Below are 17505 nucleotides of genomic sequence, written 5' to 3'. Positions count from 1 at the left end.
TTGCGTTGCAGGGCATTGTCTTCAGGCCTTCAGCTTAGCGTCAGAGTATTGACACGGACTGTGCGGGTCCCGTTTTTCTTGTCAGCGCTCGAAGACGGCGATCGACTCGACGTGGGCCGTGTGCGGGAACATATTCACCGCACTGGCCGCCGTGCAACGGTAGCCAGCCACATTGACCAGCAGCCCCGCATCGCGCGCCAGCGTGGCCGGGTTGCAGCTGACATAGACGATGCGCTGGGGCGGCGTCCAGCCCGGAGCCAGGCTCGGGTCCTGAGCGATGTCGGCCACCGCCTTGGCCAGCGCGAACGCACCTTCGCGCGGCGGGTCCACCAGCCATTTATCCGCCACACCGTCGGCTGCCAGCAACTCGGGCGTCATCTCGAACAGATTGCGCGCGACAAAGGCAGTATTGCCATCCAGCCCATTGCGCCTGGCGTTCTCGCGGGAGCGCTGCACCAAGGTCTCGCTGCCCTCGATGCCCAGCACCTCGCGCGCCTGGGTGGCCAGCGGCAGGGTGAAGTTGCCCAGGCCGCAGAACCAGTCGATCACCCGCTCGTTCTTGCGCACCTGCAGCAGCCGCAGCGCGCGGCCGACCAGCACCGTGTTGATATGCGGATTGACCTGGGTGAAATCAGTCGGCTTGAAGGGCATCACGACGCCGAACTCCGGCAAGGTGTAGGCCAGCTCCGGGCCGCCCTCGTCGAGCAGCTTGACCGTGTCCGGCCCCTTGGGCTGCAACCACCATTGCACGCCCGGATGAGCGGCCGCGAACTCGCGCAGCTTGGTCAGATCGGAGTCGGGCAGCGGATTCAGGTGGCGCAGGACCAGCGCGATCACCTGCTCCCCCATGGCCAGCTCGATCTGCGGCAGCCGGTCGCGCTCGGCCATGCTGGCGATCAGCTCGCGCAGCGGCATCAGCATGTCGCTGACCACCGCCGGTACGACCTTGCAGACCTGCATATCGGCCACATAGCGGCTCTTGCGCTCATGGAAGCCGATCAGCACCTGGCCCTTCTTGGCCACATAGCGGACCGAGAAGCGCGCGCGATAGCGATAGCCCCAGGCCGGGCCTTCGATAGGCCGCAACAGGGTCTCGGGCTTGACCTTGCCGAGGTGCCAGAGGTTGTCCTCAACGACCCGCTGCTTGACGGCGACCTGGGCCCCGGTGTGCAGATGCTGCATCTTGCAGCCGCCACAAGCGCCCGCATGCAGGCCGAAATTGGGGCAGCCGGGTACGACCCGCTGTGAGCTCTCGCGGCGCATCGCCACCAGGGCGCCCTGCTCCCAGTTGTTCTTCTTGCGGCCGACGGTGACCTGCACCTCTTCACCGGGCAAAGCGCCCTCGATGAACACCACCTTGCCTTCGGTATTGTGGGCAACGCCCTGCGCTTCCAGGTCCAGCGATTCGACCTTCAGCCATTCGGATTGTTGAGTCATGGCCGGGATTATCCCTGCGGCCGCACTCAGTCCCCGCTTCAGAAGATCGCGTCGCGGTTGATGCCGTGCCGCATCATATTGCGCTTGAGCTTGTTGAGCGCCTCGATCTGGATCTGCCGGATGCGCTCGCGCGTCAAGCCCAGCCGGATCGCCAGCACATCCAGGGTCTCGGGCTCGCGGTCACTCAGGCCATAGCGGCCGGCCAGCACCTCGCGCTCGCGCTCGTTCAAGGCCGCCAGACCATGCTCCAGCAATTCCTCCAGCTCATGGCTGAGCCGCAGCCCCAGCGGATCGACCGCCTGCTCGTCGGCCACCAGATCCATCATCGACTCGCCGCCCTCGCCGTTACGATCGACCGGTGAGTCCAGCGAGGTCGGCAGCTCGGCATAGGCCAGCAGCTCGGCAACCTCGGCCAGCGGCCGGCCCAGCACGGCCGCAATATCCTCGGCGCGCACCACCGACTCGGTGCCGTTCTGGCTGCGCAAGGCCTCCAGCGCCCGACGCGCCTTCAGCACATGGTTGAGCTCGCGCACGATATGCACCGGCAGCCGCACCAGCCGGGCCTGATGCATCAAGGCGCGCTCGATGCTCTGGCGTATCCACCAGCTGGCATAGGTCGAGAAACGGAAGCCACGCTCGGGCTCGAACTTGCCGATCGCATGCATCAGGCCGAGATTGCCCTCCTCGATCAGATCGCTCATCGGCAGGCCGCGGCCGAGATAGTTCTTCGCGATGCTGACCACCAAGCGCAGGTTGTGCTCGATCATCGCCTGGCGGGCGGCGAATTCGCCGGCCCGGGCCCGCACCGCCGTGTCGTACTCCTGCTGCGGCGTCAGCAGCGGCGTGCGGCGGATATCGCGCAGATAGGCCTGCAGCGCATTGCCCAGGTCGACATCGGCGGCCGGCGCCGCGCCATTGCGCAAGATCTGGACCTCGTCATCTTCAGGCCCGGCCGCTGTGGGAGCGGCAGCCCCATCCTCGGCCAGCAGCCGCTCCAGATCGGCCGGCGGCGGCAACGGTGGCGCGAGTGAGCCGTTGGACAGATGGGGCGCGGCGCGTTTCATGGTGTCAGCACGGCGCCCTCACTCGTTAGCGGGACGGCAGCAACTTGGCCGGATCGATCGGCTTGCCTTGCTTGCGCACTTCGAAGTGCAGCTTGACCTGGTCGGCATCGCTGGAACCCATCTCGGCAATCTTCTGGCCCTTGCGCACCGCCTGGTCTTCCTTGACCAGCAAGCTCTGGTTGTGCGCGTAAGCCGTCAGGTAGGTGGTGTTGTGCTTGATGATGACCAGATTGCCATATCCGCGCAAGCCCGAACCTGCGTAAACCANGCATCGCTGGAACCCATCTCGGCAATCTTCTGGCCCTTGCGCACCGCCTGGTCTTCCTTGACCAGCAAGCTCTGGTTGTGCGCGTAAGCCGTCAGGTAGGTGGTGTTGTGCTTGATGATGACCAGATTGCCATATCCGCGCAAGCCCGAACCTGCGTAAACCACGCGCCCGTCGGCAGCCGCCAGCACCGGGTCGCCGGCCTTGCCGGTGAACACCAGACCCTTGTTCTTGACTTCGTCGAAACCGGCGGCCACCGCACCGGCGGCCGGCCAGCCCCAGGGCGGCTCATCCTCGGAGCCGGCTACCGCCGGCGGCGTGGCCGTCGGCGCGCTGGCGGCCGCAGGCGGCGCCGAGGCCGCCATCGCTGGCGGCTTGCCATCCAACGGCCGGCTCTCGACCTTGGCGCTCGTGACCGGACGCGCGCTGACCGACGCCGCGTCGACGCTCGGCGTCACCACGCGCAAGACCTGACCCACCTCGATGCGGTTGGCATTGTCGATGCCGTTCCATTTCGCCAGGTCGCGCCAGTTCTGGCCGTTGTCCAGCGCGATGCGGATCAGCGTGTCACCGGGCTTGACGGTGTAGTAGCCCGGCTTGCCGGCATTCTCGGCACCCGGCAGCGGCTTGACCTCGGGCGCGGGCTGCGCCTCCGGGCTGCCCGAGGGTGCCGCAACCGGCTTGGCCGCGCCATTCATCGGTCGGTCCTCCACCGGGGCACGGTGCTTGGGCGAGGCGCAACCGACGATCAGGGCGCAGATCGCGACGGCCCAAAGGCCGGCGGGAAATTGGGTGTTGCGGGTAGGGTTCAGTGGCATGCGTTTCAGCGTTGGGTGGATGGCCCGGCAGACAGGGCACGGCGGGCGCTCTTACGTCACGCCCGATTTTAAAGGCACGAAAAGCACCGCCTCATGAAGCGTGCGGACAAAACGGCTAGCACCTGTTTCCTGCAGATGGTCGACCACCACCAAGACCTGACCCCGACCGCCCGGCGCCTGCATCGGCGCCACCAGCCGGCCACCCGGCGCCAGCTGGGCCATCCAGGCCTCGGGCAGATCGTCGCCGCCGGCCGCCGCGATGATGCCGTCATAAGGGCCGCTCGGCGCATGGCCCAGCCGCCCATCGCCATAAATCAGCCGGACACCGCCCAGATTCAGCGTCGCCAGGCTGGCGCGGGCCTTGTCATGCAGCGGCTTGATGCGCTCGATGCTGGTGACCTGGCGCGCCAGCCGGGCCAGCACGGCGGCCTGGTAGCCGCAGCCGGTGCCGATCTCCAGCACCCGCCCCATCAGCGCGCCGGACTCCTTGGAGGCGCCGGGGCGGGCCAGTAGCAGCTCGATCATGCGACCGACCACCGAGGGCTTGGAGATGGTCTGGCCATGGCCGATCGGCAGACTGGTGTCCTCATAGGCCTGGATGGCCAGCGCGGTGTCGACGAATTCATGGCGCGGCACGCCGGCCAGCGCCTGCAGCACCCGCTCGTCACGCAGGCCCTCACGTTGAAGGCGCTGCACCATGCGCAGGCGCACGCCGGCCGAATCCATGCCCAGCCCACTGGGCGCTGCACGCCGGGCCGCGTCGGCGGTGGCCTGCTGCAGATGGCGCTGCGGCATCAGCAGCTCGCGTACCGGCGCAGCGCCGCGGCCACCCAGCTTGTCCAGCGGCAGCGGGAAGCGCTTCTTGGGCGTTTCGGGCGGCGTCGCGCTCATGGGGTCTGGCCCAGGCGCTGGCGCCAGGCCGGCAGCGAGGCGTGGTCGCTCAGATCGACCTGCAGCGGTGTGATCGACACCATGTCGTTGGCGCAGGCATGGAAGTCGGTGCCTTCGCCGGCCTCGCGGGCATCGCCCGCCGGGCCGATCCAGTAGATCGTCTCGCCGCGCGGGCTTTGCTGGCAGATCACCGGCGCGCTGGCATGTCGCCGCCCCAGGCGCGTGATGCGGCGCGGCAGGGCCGCGACATCGGCACGATTGGGCAGGTTCACATTGAGCAAAAAGGCCTGGCCCAGGCCGCCGGCCAGCACCTGCTCGATCAAGGCCCGGGCCGCTGCGGCGGCCGCATCGAGATGGCCCCAGCCCTTTTCGACCTGCGAGAACGCGATCGACGGGATGCCGAACAGATAGCCCTCGGTGGCGGCCGCCACCGTGCCCGAGTACAGGGTGTCGTCCCCCATGTTCGCGCCGTTGTTGATGCCCGAAAGCACCAGGTCGGGCCGATAGTCCAAGAGACCGGTCAAGGCCACATGGACGCAGTCGGACGGCGTGCCGTTGACATAGCGAAAACCGTTGCCGGCGGTGTAGACCGACAGCGGCCGACCCAGCGTCAGCGCATTGGAGGTGCCGCTGGCATTTTGCTCGGGGGCGATCACATCGATCTGACCCAGGCCCTCGCAGGCCTTGACCAGGGCCGCCAGCCCCGGTGCCAGATAACCATCGTCGTTTGCTATCAGGATACGCATGGCGGCATTGTAGGCATCGCGTCACCTGGGCGACCCCTTGTCTTCTCACCCCTGCTTATCATCGATCAACATGGAAAACCGGAGTCAAACCCATGCAAGCCTGGCTGTGCGAGAACCCCGTGGGCGTCGAGGCCCTGAGCTGGAAGGAAATGCCGACCGCCGAGCCCGGCGCCGGCCAGATCCGCGTGGCGATCAAGGCCGCCAGCCTTAACTTCCCGGACCTGTTGATCGTGCAGGGCAAGTATCAGATGAAGCCGCCGCTGCCCTTTGTACCGGGCACCGAGTTCGCCGGCGTGGTCGACGCGGTGGGCGACGGCGTCAAGGGCTTCAAGCCCGGCGATGCGGTGGCCGCGTTTGCGGGCACTGGCGGCTTTGCCAGTCATGCCTGCATCCCGGCCGCACTGGCGATGCCGCTGCCGCCGGGCTTTGCCTTCGAGGATGCGGCCGCTTTCATCTGCACCTATGCCACCAGCCACCATGCGCTGCTCGACCGCGCCGCGCTGCAGCCCGGCGAGACGGTGCTGATACTGGGCGCGGCCGGCGGGGTTGGCACGGCCGCGATCCAGATCGCCAAGGCGGTGGGCGCACGGGTGATCGCGGCGGCCTCGTCCGACGAGAAGTGTGCGCGCTGCCTGGAGATCGGGGCCGATGCCGCGATCAACTACAGCCGAGGCACGCTGCGCGAGGACATCAAGGCATTGACCGAGGGCAAAGGGCCCGACGTAGTCTATGACCCGGTGGGCGGCGATCTGGCCGAGCCGGTGTTCCGCTCGATCGCCTGGCGTGGCCGCTATCTGGTGGTGGGCTTCGCGCAGGGCCAGATCCCGGCGCTGCCGCTGAACCTCGCGCTCTTGAAGGGGGCCGCTATCGTCGGCGTGTTCTGGGGCGAGTTCGCCAAGCGGGAACCGCAGCGCAATGCCGCGATGCTGGCTCAGCTGGCCGGCTGGTACGCCCAGGGCAAGATCAAGCCGGTCCTGGACCGCGTGCTGCCGATGACGGAATTGCCCGCCGCGTTCGCGCGCATGAGCAGCCGCCAGGTGGTCGGCAAGGTGGTGTTGAGCCAGGCCTGAGCCGCAGCGAAGCGCTGCCGCAACATCTGGCTACGCGTGCCCTGCTTTCGCGGGGCATGCGCGGTCTCGGTTGTGCGCTAGGATGCCGGTCGAGCGGAGCCTCACACCATGGCAGTCAAAGTCCTGATTATTGAAGACAACCCCGTCGCGCGCAGTTTTCTGTGCCGCGTCGTGCGAGAGAGTTTCAGCGATGCAATGGAGATCACCGAAGCCGGCGATCTCGAGGGCGCGCGACGCCATGTCGCCCGCGTGGCGCAGGAGAGCCCCGAAATCGGCTTCAAGCTGATCCTGGTCGATCTGGAGTTGCCGGACGGCAATGGCATGGAGTTCTTGGCCGAGCTGGCCGGCACGCCGTCGGTCAAGGTCGTCACGACGCTGTATTCCGACGACGACCACCTCTTCCCGGCCCTGCAATGCGGGGCCGATGGCTATCTGCTGAAGGAAGACCGTTTCGAGGTGCTGGTCGAAGAGTTGCAGCGTATCGTGCGCGGCCAGCCGCCGCTATCACCGGCGATCGCGCGCCGTCTGCTCTCGCATTTCCGGCCCGGCTCCAGTGGCGATAGCGGCCCGATGAGCCTGAACTCGGCGCTGAACTCGGGCTTCAGCCCGCTGTCCTCCAGCGCCGCACCATCCAGCGGCCGGGGTGTCGTGCTGGACCCTCCGCCCGAGTGGGAACGCCTGACCCCGCGCGAGAACGAGGTGCTGACCTATCTGAGCAAGGGTTTCACGATCAAGGAAATCGCCAATTTGATGGGCATCAAGTGGTTCACCGTCAACGACCACATCAAGTCCATCTATAAGAAGCTCAATGTCTCCAGCCGCGCCGAAGCGGCGGTGCTGGCCAGCAAGCAAGGCCTGGTCTGAGGACCAGAGCTAGGCTTAGGCAGCTGGCTTAGACATCGACCCACTGAATCAGCAGTGACAGCAGCTGCAGCATCGCGCTCAGCCGCATGAAGGGCATGACCGGGCGCTGACCCAGCCCGGCGGCGCCCGCCAGCGCATGCAGGCCGCGGTAAGTCGCCGCCAGTGCCAGCGGCAGCACGAAAGCCGCCGCCCAGTACTGCCCGTCATCACGACCGAACAGCGTGTAGGGATTGCACAAGGCCACCGCCGCCAACAGGGTCAGTTGTTGAGCCAGCCGCAGCCGCGCCGGTGCGACCAGGACTTGAATACCTGTTGCTTCTTGCATCTCGACTCCAGAAATCGCGCCGCAGGCGCCGTGTCAGTCCGCCGCCATCTTCGGCCCAACGGTGTCGCATGATGCAAAGGCTTTATTAAGCGCGTCTTAAGCGATGATGAAACTTGTCACAGGGCAGCCCCGCTGATTCAGCGCCTCCAGTCGCCGCGTCGACCGTCATAGCGGTCATAGCGATTGGGAACACCATCGCCGTCGCGATCCCAGGCCGGGTTGTAGAGCCGGTCACGGCGGTTGGGGATGCCATCACCATCGCGATCCCAGCGCGTCGGCTCCTGATAGTGGCGCGAGTGATAGGGCCGCGAGGGGTAGATCGGCTCGACATAGACCGGGCGGGGCTGGACATAGACCGGCGCATGGCTCTGGCTGCCAATCGTGACCGACCAGCGCACATCCGGCTCCCGCGCCGCAGCAGCGCCAGCGCACAGCAGGCCGACAAGACCGAGACTCGCAATCACCGTGTTTCTGTTCTTCATGAGCATGGACTCCTCTGATGACAGGCAAGGATCCGAACTGGATGCTGCCGCCACCACCCAACGAGCCACGAGACGCGCGCGCCGACATGCCGACTGTGAAAACGGGTAAAGCTTGTTGCCTGCCTTGTATTCGCTTGCGAGCACGGTAAGCACATGCAACATCGGGTAGGTCCGGTCCTACCTCGCGGTTGGTGCAGCGCCGATGGTGGCCTGCTTGCTGACGATCAATAGTTGGACCTCAGGCCGCAAGACGTTGTGTCGGTGGCCACCCCCAACCAAGGAGGCTCAGATGAGCATCAGCAGCAGTTCAGTCATTTCCTCGGACAAGGTCGAAGGCACGGCCGTCTATAACGTCAATGGCGACAAACTCGGCTCCATCGATGACCTGATGATCGACAAGCGCTCGGGCATGGTCCGCTATGCATCGCTGGAGTTCGGCGGCTTCATGGGCATAGGCACCGATCGCTACCCGCTGCCCTGGAGCCTGCTGAAGTACGACACCGCGCTGGACGGCTATGTCGTCCCTCTGCAGAAGGACCAGCTCGAGAGCGCGCCCCGCTATGCGCAGTCCGACGCGCCGGAGTACACCGACGAATACGGCCGCAAGGTCTATGACTACTACGGCGTGAACTGGATGTAAGCGGCCGCAGGCGGGCCAGGCTCGAAAGGGATCAGCCCGCCAGTTCCTCGAAGCCGCCGTTGGAGACAAACACCCGCACGCTGTCACCGCCCGAGGCCTTGGCCTCGGCGCAGGCCAGCGTGGCGGCGCCGATCACCGACTCGACCGTCTCCAGATTGGGCTGCAGCTGCACCACGCCGACGCAGGCCTTGACGCGGGTGCGGTGCAGGCCCCAGCGCAGCCGGTAAGCGGCAATCGCCGAGCGGATCTTCTCGGCCACGATCTGGGCGTAGTGCTGATCGCAATCGGGCAGCAGCACCGCGAAATGGTCGGTCTCCAGCCGCGCTACCAGGTCGGAGGCGCGCACCTTGGTCACCAGCATCTGGCCCAGGCCGTAGAGGAAATGGTCGGCCACCTCGCTGCCCATGCTGGTCAGCACCTCCTGGAACTTGTCGACATCGATCCACAACACTGAGACCGGCTCATGGCGGCGGCTGCCGACATGCTCGGCCAGCCGGCGCTCGAACTCGCGCCGGTTCGCCAGCTCGGTCAGCGCGTCGTGCTTGGCGGTCCAGGTCGGCTGCATGCGCAGCTGGCGCGCGGCCGTCACGTCGTCGATCACCCACAGCGCCTCGCCGGCCGGTACATCCCAGTGCACCGGCGTGGCCTGCAAGCGGCCCCAGAAGCGGGAGCCGTCCTGACGCACATACTCGATCTCCTCGTCCAGTGGTCGCCCGGCCGCGAAGGCCTGCGCCATGCGCTCGAAGACGCCGCTATGGGCCCCGTCCGAGACATGGACCGAACGGGTGGCCTGGCCGCTCAAATCGGTCTCGTCGCCATGGCCGAACAAATGATTGAAATACTCGCTGACCACCTCGAAGCGCGGCCCCTGGACAAAGCCCACCGCCATCGGTGCGCGCACCAGCAGCGCACGCATACGCGCGGCAATCACATCGTTGGAGCTGCCATCCACGGGCGGATTTGCTGGGTCTTGCATCGAGGTCTCCTAGGCGCCGGGCGCACCACACGCCGCAACTATCGCAGGTGTAACGTGTTTGCGCCCCGCCGGAAACCCCGAACAGCTTGCGATTGGCCGGGTATTTCGGCGCGGCGCCCCCCGTCACCGGCTCATGCCGGCTCAGGGCGAGCAGGCCGCCGTTGCTGCCGCGCCGCGGTCGGTCGCGCTCAGCGGTGAGCCCTTGTCCAGCACCACCCGCCACTGGCCGGGCGCCTCCATGCGCCAGACCGAGTTGAAGCGCACGATGGCCTCCCCCTGGGGATTGCGCACCAGACCGGTCGAATAGGCCAGGCTGCCATCGGCCAGCACCTCGACCTGGTCGGGCGCCCAGGAAAACGGCGCCGTCTGCCCTTCGAAGAAGCCTTTCCAGCCGGCCAGCACGGCCGCGCTGCCACGCAACACCTCCGCACCGTTGAAGAACAGCGCCTGGGCCGATAGATGGTCGGCAAAGGCAGCCAGATCGCGCTGGGCCATGCTGCGCGCAAACGCGCATTCGGCGGCCCAGACCTGGGCACGCGCCTGCGCCAGGTCCGGCTGAGCCTGGGCCTGCATGCCTGCGCCCATCAGCAGCGCTCCGATCCAGGCTGTGTTTGCCATCTCATGCTCCTCATTCAAGCCTCGGGGGCAATTTGCTCCGCATAGTCGTAGAGCGCGCCGAGGATGTCCTGGCCCCGCTCGTCGGCCGCCTCGCTGAGCTGATCGACCCGCTCGAAGAAGGCCTGCAGACTCAGCCCGCCGCCCTCGCCGGCATGCAGGCGCGCCGCGCAATGGGCCTGCCAGCGCTCGCGATCGGCCTCGTCCAAGGTATCGGGGAAGTTTCGGGCACGATAGCGGAACAACAGCTCGTCCAGTCGCGCATCAGCAAACACCGTCTTGCCCTGCGCCACCCGCTCGGCCAGCCGCTCGGGGCTCAGCTCGCGCAGGCGCTGCAGCAGGCGCCGATCCTCGTTGCCGACGAAGCCGCCGTACAGGTCTTCGTCGACATCGGGCGTGCCTGCCGGTGCCGGGCGCGCGAACACCTCGCCCCACAGCCCGTCCAGCAGCCGGCCCTGCGTGGCCAGCTTTTCGGCATGGGCCAGGCCCTGCGCCATGTCCAGACCCCAGCGCTGGGCCATGGCCGGCGACAGGGTCTTCAGATTGCCGATCACGACCGGCGACTTGTTGACATGGATGGTCTTGATCGGCAGCCGGGCCACGCCCTCGGGCAGCTCGTCCTGCTTGGTGAACAGGCGCTCGCGGATTGCTGCGGCGTTCAGCGCCAGCAGCTCGGCGGGATCGGCCGCCAGATCCCAGACGATCAGCTCGTTCTTGTTGCTGGGATGCGGCGCCAGCGGCCAGACCAGCGCGATGCAGCCACGCTCGGGGCCATACATGCCGGAGATGTGCAGGAAGGGCTTGCCAATGCCGATCTCGGCCCAGACCGCGTCCTTTTTGTGCAGCTTCAGGCAGAACTCGAAGAGCTTGGGCTGGGCCGTCTTGACCAGCCGGGCCAAGGCGATGGTGGCGCGCACATCGGACAGTGCATCGTGCGCGGCCTCGTGTACCAGGCCGTTGGCGACGGTCAGGTGCTCGAGCTTGAACGAGGGCCGGCCGTCCTCGTGCGTGGGCCATTGCAGGCCCTCGGGCCGCAGCGCATAGGCGCAGCGCACCACGTCCAGCAGGTCCCAGCGGCCGCAGCCGTTCTGCCACTCGCGGGCATAGGGGTCGATCAGGTTGCGCCAGAACAGATGGCGGGTCACCTCGTCGTCAAAGCGTATCGTGTTGTAGCCCACGCCCACGGTGCCCGGTGCGGCCAGCTCGGCCTCAATCGCCGCAGCGAACTCATGCTCGGGCCGGCCCTGCTCGACGCAGGTCTGCGGCAGGATGCCGGTCAGCAGACAGGCCTCGGGGTCGGGCAGGAAGTCCGGCGCCGGCTGGCAGTACAGCATCAGCGGCTCGCCGATCTCATGGAGATCGGCATCGGTGCGCACGCCGGCGAACTGGGCCGGGCGGTCACGGCGGGGCACGCGGCCAAAGGTCTCGTAGTCGTGCCAGAAGAAGGAAAACTCATGCATGGCCGGCACGATAACCGATCGCCGGACCAGGGCCGGCCCGGGCCCGACACCAGGCCCTGGCGATAATCGCCGCTCCTCCAAGCGACGGATGCCTGCATTGTTGAGTCTGCTCACCGAGTTTTTCCGGGGCCACTGGCGCCGCCTTCTGCTGATCGCGGGCGCTGGCCTGGCCCTGCTGGTCCTGTTGCTGGCGATGGCCGCCGCGCTGGTCTATCCGAACCTGCCGGACATCGGCAACCTGCTCGACTACCAGCCCAAGCAGCCGCTGCGCGTCTACACGGCGGATGGTGTGCAGATCGGCGAGTTCGGCGCCGAGCGGCGCCGCTATCTGCCGCTGGAGCAGATCCCCAAGCCCATGCAGGACGCGCTGCTGGCCATCGAGGACCCGGACTTCTACGAGCACGGCGGCCTGTCCTACCGCGGCATCGCACGGGCCTTCATCAGCAATCTGTTCAACCCGCGCAGCCAGGGCGGCTCGACGATCACCCAGCAGCTGGCCCGCGATCTCTATCTGACCAAGAAGAAGACCTACAGCCGCAAGTTCATCGAGGCCTTGCTGACGATGCGCATAGAGTCGGCGCTGAGCAAGGAGAAGATTCTCGAGGTCTATATGAACCAGATCTATCTGGGTCAGCGGGCCTATGGTTTCGAGGCCGCCGCGCGCATCTATTTCGGCAAGAGTCTGCAAGACTTGTCGCTGGCCGAAACCGCGATGCTGGCCGGCCTGCCGAAGAATCCGATCTATGCCAACCCGGTCAACAACTTCGCCCGCGCCCAGAGCCGCCAGCAGGTGGTGCTGCATCGCATGGAAGAACTCGGCGTCATCGACCAGGCCCAGCTGGAGGCCGCCAAGGCCGAGACCCTGAATATCCGCTCGGCCAGCGACCCGCGCCTGCATGCCGAGTTCGTCGCCGAGATGGCGCGCCAGCAGGTCCATGCGCAGTATGGCGACGAGGCCTACACCCTGGGCCTGTCGGTCTACACCACGCTGGAGTCGAACGAACAGGCCGCCGCCTACCGCGGCCTGCGCCGCAGCCTGATGGACTACGAGCGGCGCAAGCCCTATCGCGGCCCCGAGGGCTTTGTCGCGCTGCCCGACAAGCCCGAGCTGTGGGACGCCGCCATCACCGAGGCGCTGGCCGAACACCCCGACCAGGACGATCTGCGCGCCGCCGTGATCACCGCCATCGCGCCGGCCAAGGTCTCGGCCAGCCTGCAAAGCGGCGAGGACATCGTGATCAGCGGCGACGGTCTGCGCGGCGCCCAGTCGGGACTGAGCGCCAAGGCCAAGGCCGAGCTGAAGCTGCGCCCCGGCGCCATCATCCGCGTGCTGCGCGGCCCGCCCAGCAAGGCCGACGCCAAGGGGGCCTGGCAGATCACTCAGCAACCCGAGGCCGAGGGCGCCCTGGTGGCGCTGGAGCCCGGTACCGGCCGGGTGCGAGCCCTGGTCGGCGGCTTCGACTTCGCGAAGAACCAGTTCAACCATGCGACCCAGGCCTGGCGCCAGCCGGGCTCGGCCTTCAAGCCCATGGTCTACTCGGCCGCGCTGGAACAAGGCGTCAGCCCGGCCACCCTGGTCGAGGATGCGCCGATCGCGATCGGTGACTGGGAGCCGAAGAACTCCGACAACCAGTTCGACGGCCCGATGACGGTGCGCCAGGCGCTGGCGCGCTCGAAGAATATGGTGACGATACGGCTGATGCAGCAAGTCACGCCGCCGACCGCGCGCGCCTGGGCCGCCCGCTTCGGCCTGGATCCCGACAAGCAGCCCGACAACCTGACCCTGGCCCTGGGTTCGGGCGCGGCCACGCCGCTGCAGATGGCCAGTGCCTATGCGGTGTTTGCCAATGGCGGCCATCTGCTCAAACCGACCGTGATCGCGCGCATCGTCGACGCCAAGGGTCAGGTCTTGTTCGAGGCCCCCACCGAGACGGCCAGCGAGGAGAACCGCGCGATCTCGGCGCGCAATGCCTTCGTGATGAACAGCCTGCTGCAGGAGGTCACGCGCAGCGGCACGGCCGCGCGCGCCTCGGCCCAGCTGCGGCGCGGCGATGTCTATGGCAAGACCGGCACCACCAATGACGCGGTCGATGCCTGGTTCGCCGGCTTCCATCCCAGCCTGGCGGCCGTGGTCTGGATGGGCTATGACCAGCCGCGCAGCCTGGGAGAGCGCGAAAGCGGCGGCGGACTGGCGCTGCCGGCCTGGGTCGAGCTGATGGCCGAAGCGCTCAAAGGCGTACCCGTCAAGGAGCCGGCACCGGTCGGCGGCCTGCTGTGGCAGGACGGCGACTGGGTGTTCGAGGAGTTCGCCGGCGGCGCCGGTCTGAAAAGCCTGGAGCCCTTGAATCCGGGCCAGATACCGACTCAGCCGGGCCTGCCGGCCTCGTCGGCGCTGATGCCACCGCCGCTCAGCCTCCCGCCGACGCCAGGGCGTGCAACAACGCCTGCTCACGATCAGGACGCATACCGGCCTTACTGAAGACCTGGGCCTCGGCCGGCAAGGCGCGCCACCAGGCCAGCGTATCGGCCACCGTCTCGGCCAGGGGCCTTATCGTCAGTCCGGCGCGCAGCGCGGCGCGGTTGTCGCACTCCATGAAGCTGATGTGGTCGCCGGTCTGCGGTAGCCACAGCGGCAGCTCAATCCAGGGCTTGACGCCCAGATCCAGCAGGCGCTGATCCTCGGCCCAGACCCAGCGGGGCCTGACGCCGGCGGCCGCCGCGCAGGCCGCCATCAGTTCGCCCCGGGTCCATTGCCCCGGCGCGGCCACCGCATTGAAGGTCCCGGCCCGGCCCTGCGCCAGCAGGCTCAGCGCAAATGCAGCCAGATCGCGCGCATCGATGAACTGCAAGGCATCGCCCGGCTGGCCCGGCACCAGCAGCGGCTCGCCGTCCCGGGCCTGGGCGACGCGCGCCGGCCAGTAGCTGAAGCGCTGGGTCGGGTCATGCGGCCCGACGATCAGGCCCGGCCTCAGCACCAGCGCCTGCTCGTTGAAATGCTGGCGCAGGCGCATCTCGCAGGCGGCCTTCAGCGGACCGTAGCTCGCCCCATCGACCACCTCGGTGTCGGGATCAGCCAGGCGCCCGAGCGCCGAGCCCTCGTCATTGGGCTGGGCAAAGCTGGCATAGGCCGAGACGCTGGAGATGTAGAGATAGCGCCCCACCCTGCCCTTGAGCAAGGAAGCCGTGGCCTCGACCTCGCGCGGCAGGTAGCCGCAGCTGTCGATCACCGCGTCCCATTCGCCCCGGGCCAGCGCGGAGATGTCGCCGCCGCGGTCGCCACGAAGGTGCTGGGCCTGCGGGAACAGCCCGGTGCCGCTACGGCCGCGATTGAACAGCGTGAGCCGATGGCCGGCGGCCAGCGCCGCCTCGGCCAGTGCGCGCCCGACGAACTGGGTACCGCCAAGAATGAGGATGTTCATGCGGGCGATGATAGGGGCGCATGAGCGCCGGGGCCTAGGCTCAGCGCTTCTTGACGATCACGCTGCCAATCGAATAGCCGGCCCCGAAGGAGCAGATCACGCCGACATCGCCACGCGCCAGATCCGTGCGGTGCGCATGAAAGGCGATGATGGAGCCGGCCGAGGCCGTGTTGGCGTACTCATCGAGTATCAGCGGCGCCACGTCCGAGCCTGCGCCGGCCAGATCCTGACCAACCAGTTTCTTGATCACCAGCTGATTCATGCCCAGATTGGCCTGGTGCAGCCAGTAGCGGCGCACCGCTGCGGGCTGATGGCCCAGCGCCGCCAGATGCCCCTCGATATGGGCGGCGGCCAGCGGCACGACCTCCTTGAACACCTTGCGACCCTCCTGCTGGAAGGTCTTGTCGCGGGCCAGCGGGTCGCTGTCCTCGCTGCGGTTCAGGAAGCCGAAGTTGTTGCGGATATTGCTGGAGAACTGGGTGGCCAGCTTGGTGCCGAGAATCTCCCATTGCTCGGCCGAGGTGGCGGTGTCGGCGCGCTCGACAATCACGGCGGTGCAGACATCGCCGAAGATGAAGTGGCAGTCGCGGTCGCGCCATTCCAGATGGGCCGAGGTGATCTCGGGGTTGACCACCAGCACGCAGCGGGCCGTGCCGGCGCGCACCGCATTGGCGGCCTGCTCGATCGCGAAGGTGGCCGAGGAGCAGGCCACATTCATGTCGAAGCCGTAGCCGCCGGCACCGATGGCCTGCTGGATCTCGATGGCCATCGCCGGATAGGCGCGCTGCATATTGGCGGCGGCACACAGCACCGCATCGATCTGGTGGCCCTGCTTGCCGGCGGCCGCCATGGCCTGGCGGGCGGCATCGACAGCGATCTCGGCCATCAGCGAGAGCTGGTCGTCGGGGCGCTCCTCGAAGCGCGGGTACATGCGGGTCGGGTCCAGCACGCCGGACTTCTCGATCACATAGCGCTGCTTGATGCCCGAGGCCTTCTCGATGAACTCGACGCTGGAATGGGTCAGCGCGGCCCGCGTGCCGGCGGCAATTTCCGAGGCATGCTGGGCGTTCTGCAGATCCGCATAGCGGTTGAAAGCCTCGACCAGTTCGGCATTGCTGATGGTGTGCGGCGGCCGGTACAGGCCGGTGCCGCTGATGACGACTGCTTCGCTCATATGATTTCCTTGGCGGGGGCGCAAGTGTAGCGAGCCGCCCCATTGCGGGGCAAAGAGGACTTACCCCGCCCCAAACAGGAGAACCCGCGTAGAATCAGTCACCGGGCCCAAATTTTGGTGTCCGGTTTTTTGTCTTCGCACCATTCCACGCTGAATGGTCTCGCGGCGGCAACCGGTCCCAAGTCAAGCGCTCGCAGCCCAGGTGGTGCACTGCACGAACGCACCCCGACACTTGCGATCCTGGACCATGGAAATCTTTGACTACGACAACATCCTGCTGCTGCCGCGCAAATGCCGCGTGGAGAGCCGCAGCGAATGCGACACCTCGGTGGAATTCGGCCCGCGCCGCTTCAAGCTGCCGGTGGTGCCGGCCAATATGAAGACGGTGGTGGACGAGAACATCACCGAATGGCTGGCCGCCAACGGCTACTTCTATGTGATGCACCGCTTCGATCTCGACAATGTCGAGTACGCCAAGCGCATGCGCGACAAGGGCCTGTTCGTCTCGGTCAGCTCGGGCGTCAAGCCGGCCGACTATGCGGTGATCGACCGCCTGGCGGCCGAGGGCGTCGGCGCCGACTACATCACGATAGACATCGCCCACGGCCATGCCGACAGCGTGCAGCGCATGATTGCCTATATCAAGCAGAAGCTGCCCAGCACCTTTGTGATCGCCGGCAATGTCGGCCCGCCCGAGGGCGTGATCGATCTGGAGAACTGGGGCGCCGATGCCACCAAGGTAGGCATCGGCCCCGGCAAGGTCTGCATCACGCGGCTGAAGACCGGCTTCGGCACCGGCGGCTGGCAGCTCTCGGCCCTGAAGTGGTGCGCCCGGGTCGCGACCAAGCCCATCGTCGCCGACGGCGGCATCCGCCACCATGGCGATATCGCCAAGAGCGTGCGCTTCGGCGCTTCGATGGTGATGATCGGTTCGCTGTTCGCCGGCCACGAGGAGTCGCCCGGCAACACCGTCGAGGTCGACGGCAAGCTCTACAAGGAGTACTACGGCTCGGCCTCGGACTTCAACAAGGGCGAGTACAAGCATGTCGAGGGCAAACGCATCCTCGAGCCGGTCAAGGGCAAGCTGGCCGACACGGTGCGCGAGATGCTGGAGGACGTGCAGAGCTCGGTGTCCTACTCCGGCGGCAAGACCCTGGCCGATCTGCGCAAGGTGAATTACGTGGTGCTCGGAGGCGAAAACGCCGGCGAGCATCTCTTCATGTAATGACCCGTCTCACGCCGGCGTTTCGGCGCAGCCA

Annotated in this window: 16 protein-coding genes and 2 pseudogenes; 5 read left to right on the top strand and 13 right to left on the bottom strand. The window is 67.0% G+C overall.

All coding sequences use genetic code 11. From position 1 onward, the window contains the following. Nucleotides 1-81: 81 nt before the first annotated feature. The 6 genes and pseudogenes from rlmD to surE form a co-directional block, all read right to left on the bottom strand. Nucleotides 82-1437: a 23S rRNA (uracil(1939)-C(5))-methyltransferase RlmD gene (gene rlmD / locus PO768_RS17690; protein WP_137945575.1), complete on the bottom strand. Its 1356-nt coding sequence runs from the start codon at nt 1435-1437 to the stop codon at nt 82-84. Between the two features lie 38 nt (nt 1438-1475). Then, complete coding sequence (gene rpoS, locus PO768_RS17685) at nt 1476-2501, bottom strand: RNA polymerase sigma factor RpoS (protein ID WP_272647102.1); 1026 nt, start codon at nt 2499-2501, stop codon at nt 1476-1478. A 25-nt stretch (nt 2502-2526) separates the two neighbouring features. Continuing rightward, nucleotides 2527-2766, bottom strand: a pseudogene (locus PO768_RS17680) (peptidoglycan DD-metalloendopeptidase family protein); the annotation flags it as partial. Nucleotides 2767-2771: 5 nt separating this feature from the next. After that, nucleotides 2772-3584: pseudogene (locus PO768_RS17675) on the bottom strand (peptidoglycan DD-metalloendopeptidase family protein); the annotation flags it as partial. Nucleotides 3585-3635: 51 nt separating this feature from the next. Beyond that, nucleotides 3636-4475 (bottom strand): protein-L-isoaspartate(D-aspartate) O-methyltransferase, encoded by an 840-nt coding sequence (locus PO768_RS17670; protein ID WP_272647100.1) that lies wholly within the window; start codon nt 4473-4475, stop codon nt 3636-3638. Next, nucleotides 4472-5221 carry a 5'/3'-nucleotidase SurE gene (gene surE, locus PO768_RS17665; protein ID WP_272647099.1) on the bottom strand — a complete coding sequence of 250 codons (750 nt, stop codon included), beginning with the start codon at nt 5219-5221 and terminating at the stop codon, nt 4472-4474. Before surE ends, PO768_RS17670 begins: the two co-directional genes overlap by 4 nt. A gap of 92 nt (nt 5222-5313) precedes the next feature. Between surE and PO768_RS17660 the strand changes: the two genes are divergently transcribed. Then, a complete protein-coding gene (locus tag PO768_RS17660) occupies nt 5314-6291 on the top strand; it encodes an NADPH:quinone oxidoreductase family protein (protein WP_272647098.1) in 978 nt (325 codons plus the stop codon). Between the two features lie 108 nt (nt 6292-6399). After that, on the top strand, nt 6400-7155 hold the full coding sequence (locus PO768_RS17655; RefSeq protein ID WP_272647097.1) for a LuxR C-terminal-related transcriptional regulator: 756 nt from the start codon (nt 6400-6402) through the stop codon (nt 7153-7155). Nucleotides 7156-7183: 28 nt separating this feature from the next. Here PO768_RS17655 and PO768_RS17650 read toward each other — a convergent pair whose 3' ends face one another. Both PO768_RS17650 and PO768_RS17645 read right to left on the bottom strand, forming a co-directional pair. Next, the gene (locus PO768_RS17650; protein WP_272647096.1) at nt 7184-7480 is read right to left on the bottom strand and encodes a hypothetical protein; all 297 of its coding nucleotides are present in this window, start codon (nt 7478-7480) and stop codon (nt 7184-7186) included. 137 nt (nt 7481-7617) lie between these two features. Continuing rightward, nucleotides 7618-7962 carry a hypothetical protein gene (locus tag PO768_RS17645; protein WP_272647095.1) on the bottom strand — a complete coding sequence of 115 codons (345 nt, stop codon included), beginning with the start codon at nt 7960-7962 and terminating at the stop codon, nt 7618-7620. Between the two features lie 289 nt (nt 7963-8251). Here PO768_RS17645 and PO768_RS17640 point away from each other — a divergent pair, with 289 nt between their 5' ends. Beyond that, entirely contained in the window at nt 8252-8602 is a 351-nt protein-coding gene (locus PO768_RS17640) for a PRC-barrel domain-containing protein (RefSeq protein WP_272647094.1), read from the top strand. Nucleotides 8603-8633: 31 nt separating this feature from the next. Here PO768_RS17640 and PO768_RS17635 read toward each other — a convergent pair whose 3' ends face one another. The 3 genes from PO768_RS17635 to sbcB all read right to left on the bottom strand — a co-directional run bounded on the left by PO768_RS17635 (nt 8634) and on the right by sbcB (nt 11653). Further along, nucleotides 8634-9578, bottom strand: a complete 945-nt coding sequence (locus PO768_RS17635; protein ID WP_272647093.1) for a GGDEF domain-containing protein — start codon at nt 9576-9578, stop codon at nt 8634-8636. A gap of 141 nt (nt 9579-9719) precedes the next feature. Then, a complete protein-coding gene (locus PO768_RS17630; RefSeq protein ID WP_272647092.1) occupies nt 9720-10196 on the bottom strand; it encodes a YybH family protein in 477 nt (158 codons plus the stop codon). A gap of 14 nt (nt 10197-10210) precedes the next feature. Next, the gene (sbcB, locus tag PO768_RS17625; RefSeq protein WP_272647091.1) at nt 10211-11653 is read right to left on the bottom strand and encodes an exodeoxyribonuclease I; all 1443 of its coding nucleotides are present in this window, start codon (nt 11651-11653) and stop codon (nt 10211-10213) included. Nucleotides 11654-11741: 88 nt separating this feature from the next. Between sbcB and PO768_RS17620 the strand changes: the two genes are divergently transcribed. Further along, nucleotides 11742-14132 carry a penicillin-binding protein 1A gene (locus tag PO768_RS17620; RefSeq protein ID WP_442953243.1) on the top strand — a complete coding sequence of 797 codons (2391 nt, stop codon included), beginning with the start codon at nt 11742-11744 and terminating at the stop codon, nt 14130-14132. On the opposite strand, the gene PO768_RS17615 is transcribed toward PO768_RS17620, so the two are convergent. Further along, nucleotides 14062-15072: an NAD-dependent epimerase/dehydratase family protein gene (locus PO768_RS17615; RefSeq protein WP_272647089.1), complete on the bottom strand. Its 1011-nt coding sequence runs from the start codon at nt 15070-15072 to the stop codon at nt 14062-14064. The genes PO768_RS17620 and PO768_RS17615 overlap by 71 nt on opposite strands. Before the next feature lie 40 nt (nt 15073-15112). Then, on the bottom strand, nt 15113-16246 hold the full coding sequence (locus PO768_RS17610; protein ID WP_272647088.1) for a beta-ketoacyl-ACP synthase III: 1134 nt from the start codon (nt 16244-16246) through the stop codon (nt 15113-15115). A gap of 247 nt (nt 16247-16493) precedes the next feature. Between PO768_RS17610 and PO768_RS17605 the strand changes: the two genes are divergently transcribed. Next, nucleotides 16494-17471, top strand: a complete 978-nt coding sequence (locus tag PO768_RS17605) for a GMP reductase (RefSeq protein WP_272647087.1) — start codon at nt 16494-16496, stop codon at nt 17469-17471. The last annotated feature ends 34 nt before the right edge of the window (nt 17472-17505 follow it).

This window comes from Paucibacter sp. XJ19-41 (assembly GCF_028462495.1).
Lineage (GTDB): Bacteria > Pseudomonadota > Gammaproteobacteria > Burkholderiales > Burkholderiaceae_C > Roseateles_E.
This window is presented reverse-complemented; position numbering and strand designations above follow the sequence as displayed.